The sequence below is a fragment of the Streptomyces scabichelini genome (assembly GCF_011045015.1).
GTDB lineage: Bacteria > Actinomycetota > Actinomycetes > Streptomycetales > Streptomycetaceae > Streptomyces > Streptomyces scabichelini.
In genome coordinates this window covers 1-7,180 of sequence record NZ_JAAKZY010000343.1, presented here as the reverse complement: position 1 = coordinate 7,180, position 7,180 = coordinate 1, and the positions used below count along the sequence as shown (strand labels likewise).

Here is a 7,180-nt window from a genome sequence, read left to right as displayed (position 1 = left end):
GGCTGGGCTTGAGCCTGAGATGGCCTGGGCCGGGCCGGGCCCCATGGCTGGATCAGGAGCTTGGCGTAGGCGCCAGAGTCCGCGCTGGACTGGCCTGGGCCGGGCCGGGTCCCGTGGCTGGGTCAAGGGCTTGGCGTAGGCGCCAGAGTCCGCGCTGGACTGGCCTGGGCCGGGCCGGGTCCCGTGGCTGGGTCAGGGGCTTGGCGGAGGCGCCGGAGGCTGGCCGGGCTGGCTGGCTGGCTTGAGCCGGAACCCTTGGCATGAGCCGGACTCGGCGGGAGCCAGGACTCGGCTGCAGCCGGGACTCGGGCGAGCCGGTCCAGTGCCAAGCCCGCTCTCGTAGCCGGGCCTGCCCACCCAGAACCAGGCCGGGACCGGGCCCCGGCCGCTGCCGGAACTCGGGCCAACCCTGCCCATTGACCAAGCCCGCTCCCGTAGCCGACCTGAGACCTGGGCCAGGCCCGGTCTCGAGAACGGGCCGGGCCCGCGGTGTGGACAGGGCCAGGGCTTGGCGCGGGTCGTGACCTGGGCGGGCCGGGAACCGGAGAGTCCGGCGGTCAGGCCCTGCGGCGATCAGGTCCGGCCTGTGCCAAATGGGCTGGCGCCAAGTCGGCCGACGGCCAAGTCAGGCCGACGGTCAGACCCGACGGCCAAGTCAGGCCGAGGGTCAGACCAGGCCGGTAGTCAGACCAGGCCGGTAGTCAGGTCAGGCCGACGACCAGAACAGGCCCGCGGTCAGGTCAGACCGGCGGTCAGATCAGGCCGGGGAAGAAGATCTTCAGCTCGCGGTCGGCGGACTCCTCGGAGTCCGAGGCGTGGATCAGGTTCTCCCGGACGATCACACCGAAGTCGCCGCGGATGGAGCCGGGAGCCGCCGCGATCGGGTCCGTCGGCCCCGCAAGCGCGCGCACACCTTCGATGACCCGCTCCCCCTCGACAACCAGGGCGACCACGGGACCGGAGGACATGAAGTCCACCAGCGGCTCGTAGAAAGGCTTGCCCTTGTGCTCGCCGTAATGAAGCTCCAGGGTCTCCTGATCCAGTGTCCGCAGTTCCAGCGCGGTGATCTGCCAGCCGGCCTTGCGCTCAATACGGCTGATGATCTCGCCGGTCAGGCCACGACGAACCGCGTCGGGCTTGAGAAGGACGAGGGTGCGCTGGCTCACGTCGGGACTCCTTCGGCAACAGATGTGCGGATCACTGAGGCTACAGGGCCCCGCGCCCCTTTAGGGGCGCGGGGAACTGCGCGACCAGCCACAAACGGCCCGCGGCCGACGTACGACCTCTCCGCGCACGGCTACGCCGGTTTGCTCTCCGTCTCAGCCTGCGCAGCAAACCGCGCTTTCGCGTCATCCACCTTCCGCCCGTAATGCACCGAGGCCCACCACAGAGCAGCGAAGATCGCGCCCATGAAGAACATCGTCGGCACGACGAACCCGGAAGCGATCAGCGCGATCTGCAGGGCCCAGCCCAGCTGGACACCCCCCGGCCGCGTCACCACACCGCACAGCAGCACGCACAGCAGCATCGCGACACCACTGACCGTCCAGACCGTCGTCACGGAGAGGTCGGGATCCTTCATGGCGACCAGTCCGGCGAAGCCGATGACGAAGACCTCACCGATCAGCGTCGAAGCACAGAGCGTACGCACAGGTCAACCCCTCCCCAAGAGCAGTCGGGCCTCGCCGACGGTGATGACGGAACCGGTGACGAGGACGCCACCGCCCGCGAACTCACCCTCCTCCTCGGCCAGCGTGATCGCCGCCTCCAGGGCGTCGTCAAGACGCGGCTCCACCTGAACCCGCTCCTCACCGAAGACCTCGACGGCCAGCGCGGCCAGCGCGTCCGCGTCCATCGCACGATGGCTGGAATTCTGCGTGACCACGACCTCCGCGAAGATCGGCTCGAAGGCCTCCAGCAACCCCCGTACGTTCTTGTCGCCGCTCGTGCCGACCACACCGATCAGCCGGCTGAAGTCGAACGCCTCGCTGATGCCCTCGGCGGTGGCACGGGCACCCGCCGGATTGTGCGCGGCGTCCAGGACCACGGTCGGCGAACGGCGCACGACCTCGAGACGCCCCGGCGCGGCGACCGCGGCGAACGCCTTCCGCACCGTGTCGATATCCAGCCGCTCGGCACGCGCGGCGCCCACACCGAAGAACGCCTCCACCGCGGCAAGCGCGACGGCCGCGTTGTGCGCCTGGTACGGCCCGTGCAGCGGCAGGAACACCTCCTCGTACTCCCCGCCGAGCCCACGCAGCGTCAGCAACTGCCCGCCGACGGCGACCTGACGCGCCACGACCCCGAATTCCAGCCCCTCACGGGCGACCGTCGCATCGACCTCGACGGCCTTCTTCAACAGCACCTGCGCCGCGTCGACCGGCTGCTGGGCCAGGATGACGGTCGCGTCCTGCTTGACGATGCCCGCCTTCTCCTTGGCGATCTCGCCGGGCGTGGTGCCGAGCCGGTCCGTGTGGTCCAGGTCGATGGGGGTCACCACGGCGACGTCACCGTCGATCACGTTCGTGGCGTCCCAGCTGCCGCCCATGCCCACCTCGACGACGGCCACGTCGACCGGCGCGTCCGCGAACGCCGCGTACGCCATACCCGTCAGCACCTCGAAGAAGGAGAGCCGGAACTCCTGCCGGCCGTCCACCATCTCGATGTACGGCTGAAGGTCCCGGTACGTCTCCACGAACCGCTCGGCGGCCATCGGGGCGCCGTCCAGGCTGATCCGCTCGGTGATCGACTGGACGTGCGGCGAGGTGTACCGCCCGGTGCGCAGCTCGAAGGCGCCGAGAAGCGCCTCGATCAGGCGGGCCGTGGACGTCTTGCCGTTCGTTCCCGTGATGTGGATCGACGGGTACGCGCGCTGCGGCTCCCCCAGTACGTCCATCAGCGCGGCGATCCGCGTGATGGACGGTTCCAGCTTTGTCTCACCCCAGCGCGTGGCCAGCTCGGCCTCCACTTCGCGCAAAGCCTTGTCGACCTCGGGGTCGGCCGGTCGCCCGGGAATGTCGGCCTCCGGCGGACCGCCCTGGGCGCGCAGGGTGCGGCTGCCGGCCTCGATCACCGCGAGGTCGGGGTCGCGGTCCGTCTCCGCGCCGACGATCTCGTCGAAGGGGTCGGACTCGTTGCTGTCGTGCGGGGGGAACTCACTCACGGGGCCAGTCTACGGAGGCCGCGCCCCTGAAGGGGCGCGGGGAACTGCGCGACAAGCCACAACAAACCCGCAGCCGACGCACCACCGGGATTTGTCTGTCGGGGGTCTGGGGCGCAGCCCCAGGGACCGGCCAGGCAAAGGCGCCCGTAGCCTCACAGCTCCGGGCGCCTTAAGCACGTACAACCGGCCGGCTAGGCCTCCGGCAGACGGCCCAACTGCGCCTGAATCCGCGCGATGTCCTCGTCCGCCTTGGCAAGCCGCGTACGGATCTTGTCGACGACCTGCTCGGGGGCCTTGGCCAGGAAGGCTTCGTTGCCGAGCTTGGCGTTCGCCTGGGCCTTCTCCTTCTCGGCCGCCGCCAGATCCTTCGCGAGCCGCTTCCGCTCCGCCGCCACGTCGATCGTGCCGGAGAGGTCGAGCGCGACCTGGGCGCCCGCGACCGGCAGGGTCGCCGTGGCCGCGAAGGTCTCGCCCTCCGGCTGGAGGCGCAGCAGCTGGCGGATGGCCGCCTCGTGCGGGGCCAGGGCGGTCCCGTCGAGGGTGAGCCGGGCCGGGACGCGCTGGCCGGGCTGGAGACCCTGGTCGGCGCGGAAGCGGCGGACCTCCGTGATGACCTGCTGAAGCGTCTCGATCTCGCGCTCGGCGCCCAAGTCGCGGAACCCGGAGTCGGCCGGCCAGTCGGCGATCACGACGGACTCGCCCCCCGTGAGGGTGGTCCACAGCGTCTCCGTGACGAACGGGACGATCGGGTGCAGCAGCCGCAGCGTGACGTCCAGGACCTCGCCCAGGACCCGCTTGCTGACGTCGGCCGCCGCGCCGCCCGCGTTGAACGTCGTCTTGGACAGCTCGACGTACCAGTCGAAGACCTCGTCCCACGCGTAGTGGAAGAGGGCGTCGGAGAGCTTGGCGAACTGGAAGTCGTCGTAGAACGCGTCGACTTCGGCGACCGTCTTGTTCAGGCGCGAGAGGATCCAGCGGTCCGTCGCCGACATCTCGGACGGGTCCGGGAGCGGGCCCTCGACCGTCGCGCCGTTCATCAGCGCGAAGCGCGTCGCGTTCCAGATCTTGTTGGCGAAGTTCCGGGACGCCTGGACCCAGTCCTCGCCGATCGGCACGTCCGCGCCCGGGTTGGCGCCGCGGGCGAGCGTGAAGCGGACGGCGTCGGAGCCGTACGCGTCCATCCAGTCCAGCGGGTCGACCGAGTTGGGGTTGGACTTGGACATCTTCTTGCCGTGCTCGTCGCGGACGAGACCGGTCAGCGCGATGGTCTTGAAGGGAACCTCGCCGTCCATCGCGTACAGACCGAACATCATCATCCGGGCGACCCAGAAGAAGATGATGTCGTGCCCGGTGAGCAGGACGTCCGTCGGATAGAACTTCTCGAGGTCCGGGGTCCGCTCCGGCCAGCCGAGCGTGGAGAACGGCCACAGGCCGGAGGAGAACCAGGTGTCGAGGACGTCGCTGTCCTGGGTCCAGCCGTCGCCACTCGGGGGCTGCTCATCGGGGCCGACACAGACGACCTCGCCGTTCGGCCCGTACCAGACGGGGATCCGGTGGCCCCACCACAACTGGCGCGAAATGCACCAGTCGTGCATGTTGTCGACCCAGTCGAAGTAGCGCCTGGACATCTCCTTCGGGTGGATCTCCACCCGCCCGTCGCGGACGGCGTCACCCGCGGCCTGCGCGAGCGGGCCGACCTTGACCCACCACTGCAGGGACAACCGCGGCTCGATGGTGGTCTTGCAGCGCGAGCAGTGGCCGACGGAGTGGACGTACGGACGCTTCTCGGCGACGATCCGGCCCTGCTCGCGCAGCGCGGCGACGATCGTGGAGCGGGCCTCGAAACGGTCGAGCCCCTGGAACGGGCCGTGGGCGGTGATGACGCCGCGCTCGTCCATGACCGTGATCGACTCCAGGCCGTGGCGCTGGCCGATCTCGAAGTCGTTCGGGTCGTGCGCGGGTGTCACCTTGACGGCGCCGGTGCCGAACTCGGGGTCGACGTGCTCGTCGGCGACGACGGGGATGGTGCGGTCGGTGAGCGGCAGCCTGATCCGCTTGCCGATCAGGTGCTGGTACCGCTCGTCGGCCGGATGAACGGCCACGGCCGTGTCACCGAGCATGGTCTCGGCACGGGTGGTGGCGACGACGAGAGTGTCGTCCCCCTCCCCGTACTTGATGGAGACGAGCTCGCCGTCGTCGTCCTGGTAGTCGACCTCGATGTCCGAGATGGCGGTCAGGCAGCGGGGACACCAGTTGATGATGCGCTCGGCGCGGTAGATCAACTCGTCGTCGTACAGCTTCTTGAAGATGGTCTGGACGGCGTGGGACAGCCCCTCGTCCATGGTGAACCGCTCACGGCTCCAGTCGACGCCGTCGCCCAGCCGCCGCATCTGGCCGAGGATCCTGCCGCCGTACTCTTCCTTCCACTGCCAGACCCGCGCGACGAACTCCTCGCGCCCCAGGTCGTGGCGGGACTTGCCTTCGTCGCCGAGCTGCTGCTCGACCTTGTTCTGGGTGGCGATACCGGCGTGGTCCATGCCGGGCAGCCACAGCGCCTCGTACCCCTGCATGCGCTTACGGCGTGTGAGGGCGTCCATGAGCGTGTGCTGGAAGGCGTGGCCCAGGTGGAGTGTGCCGGTGACGTTCGGCGGCGGGATGACGATGGTGTACGGCGGCTTCTCGCTCTTCGCGTCGGCGCCGAAGTAACCCCGCTCTACCCAGCGCTCGTACAGCTTCCCCTCTACCTCGGCCGGCGCGTACTGGGTCGGCAGTTCGGGGGTGTTGGCTGGCGGCTGCTGCTGAGCGTTGTCGGTCACGGGCTCAGTTTAGAGGTGTCACGGACCCGTCCCGAAACCGGATTGTTTGGTAACGGTGAGACCCCCAGTGCTCCGCGCGGGCGCTCCTTACGCCAGGATGTTCGGATCGCATAAGTATCTGGAGGGGAACCCAGAAATGAGCCACAACCAGCCGGGCCCGTACGGCGGGCAGCCCCAGCAGCCTGGACCGTACGGTCAGCCGACCGGCCAGCCCGGCCCCTACGGCCAGCAGCCGCAGGCCCCGCAGCCCGGCTACGGTCAGCCGCAGCAGGCCCCTCAGCCCGGCTACGGCTACCCGCAGCAGGCTCCTCCGCAGCAGCCCGGCTATGGGTACCCCCAGCAGACGCCTCCCGGGGCCCCGCCCCAGCCCGGCTACGGCCAGCAGCCGCCGTACGGCCAGCAGCCCCCGCCCTACGGCATGCCGCAGCCGCCCGCTCCCGGCGGCGGCAAGAAGAAGACGGGGATCATCATCGGCGCGGTGGCGGTCGTGGCCGCGATCGCGGTGGGCGCGTACCTCGTGATCGGCGGGGGCGGCGGCGGTTCCTCGGACGTGGCGGACGACGGCCCGCACAAGCTGACCACGCCGGCGACGGTACTCAGCGGTGAGTACAAGAAGGGCGAGGACGGCGCCGACAGCGGCGGGTTCAGCAAGGACGACCTCAAGGACGCGGAGAAGCACGGCGTCACGAACCCCAAGGACATCGACGCCACCTACCAGTCCGGGGACGAGAGCAATCCGCTTGCCATGCAGATGCTCCAGTTCATGGGCGTCTACGGCGAGATCGACGACCCGGAGAAGGTCGTCGACGCCATGTTCGCCGAGCTGAAGAAGAACGCCGCCAAGGACAAGGAAACCGAGGCCCAGGTCGTCGGCAGCCCGAAGAGCTACAAGCCCGCTGGTCTGGACGGCGCGATCCTGAAGTGCCAGGAGGCCAAGATCAAGAACGAAGACGCCGTGGCGGGCGACCCGGCCTCCGGTCCCAAGGAGATCAACATGCCGGTGTGCATCTGGGGCGACCACAGCACGCTGGGCGTCGTCATCAACATCGACCTGGCCGACGCCATGGCGGGCAAGAGCGCCGACCTCCAGGGGGCGGCCGACCTCACGGCCAAGTTCCGCAAGGATGTCCGCGTCAAGATCTGACGCAGTGCTTCTGCGCCGCATCAACGAGGAGGGGGCCCCGGTCAGTTGACCGGGGCC

Annotated in this window: 5 protein-coding genes; 1 reads left to right on the top strand and 4 read right to left on the bottom strand. The window is 69.5% G+C overall.

Annotated elements, in window-relative coordinates:
• Positions 1 to 752 precede the first annotated feature (752 nt).
• The 4 genes from ndk to G5C60_RS48500 all read right to left on the bottom strand — a co-directional run bounded on the left by ndk (position 753) and on the right by G5C60_RS48500 (position 5,979).
• Entirely contained in the window at positions 753 to 1,166 is a 414-nt protein-coding gene (gene ndk, locus G5C60_RS48515) for a nucleoside-diphosphate kinase (RefSeq protein ID WP_165270347.1), read from the bottom strand.
• A 131-nt stretch (positions 1,167 to 1,297) separates the two neighbouring features.
• Positions 1,298 to 1,651: a DUF4233 domain-containing protein gene (locus G5C60_RS48510; RefSeq protein WP_165270345.1), complete on the bottom strand. Its 354-nt coding sequence runs from the start codon at positions 1,649 to 1,651 to the stop codon at positions 1,298 to 1,300.
• A 3-nt stretch (positions 1,652 to 1,654) separates the two neighbouring features.
• A complete protein-coding gene (gene folC, locus G5C60_RS48505) occupies positions 1,655 to 3,163 on the bottom strand; it encodes a bifunctional tetrahydrofolate synthase/dihydrofolate synthase (RefSeq protein WP_165270343.1) in 1,509 nt (502 codons plus the stop codon).
• A gap of 191 nt (positions 3,164 to 3,354) precedes the next feature.
• Positions 3,355 to 5,979: a valine--tRNA ligase gene (locus tag G5C60_RS48500; protein WP_165270341.1), complete on the bottom strand. Its 2,625-nt coding sequence runs from the start codon at positions 5,977 to 5,979 to the stop codon at positions 3,355 to 3,357.
• A gap of 136 nt (positions 5,980 to 6,115) precedes the next feature.
• Here G5C60_RS48500 and G5C60_RS48495 point away from each other — a divergent pair, with 136 nt between their 5' ends.
• Positions 6,116 to 7,123: a hypothetical protein gene (locus G5C60_RS48495; protein ID WP_165270339.1), complete on the top strand. Its 1,008-nt coding sequence runs from the start codon at positions 6,116 to 6,118 to the stop codon at positions 7,121 to 7,123.
• Positions 7,124 to 7,180: the final 57 nt, after the last annotated feature.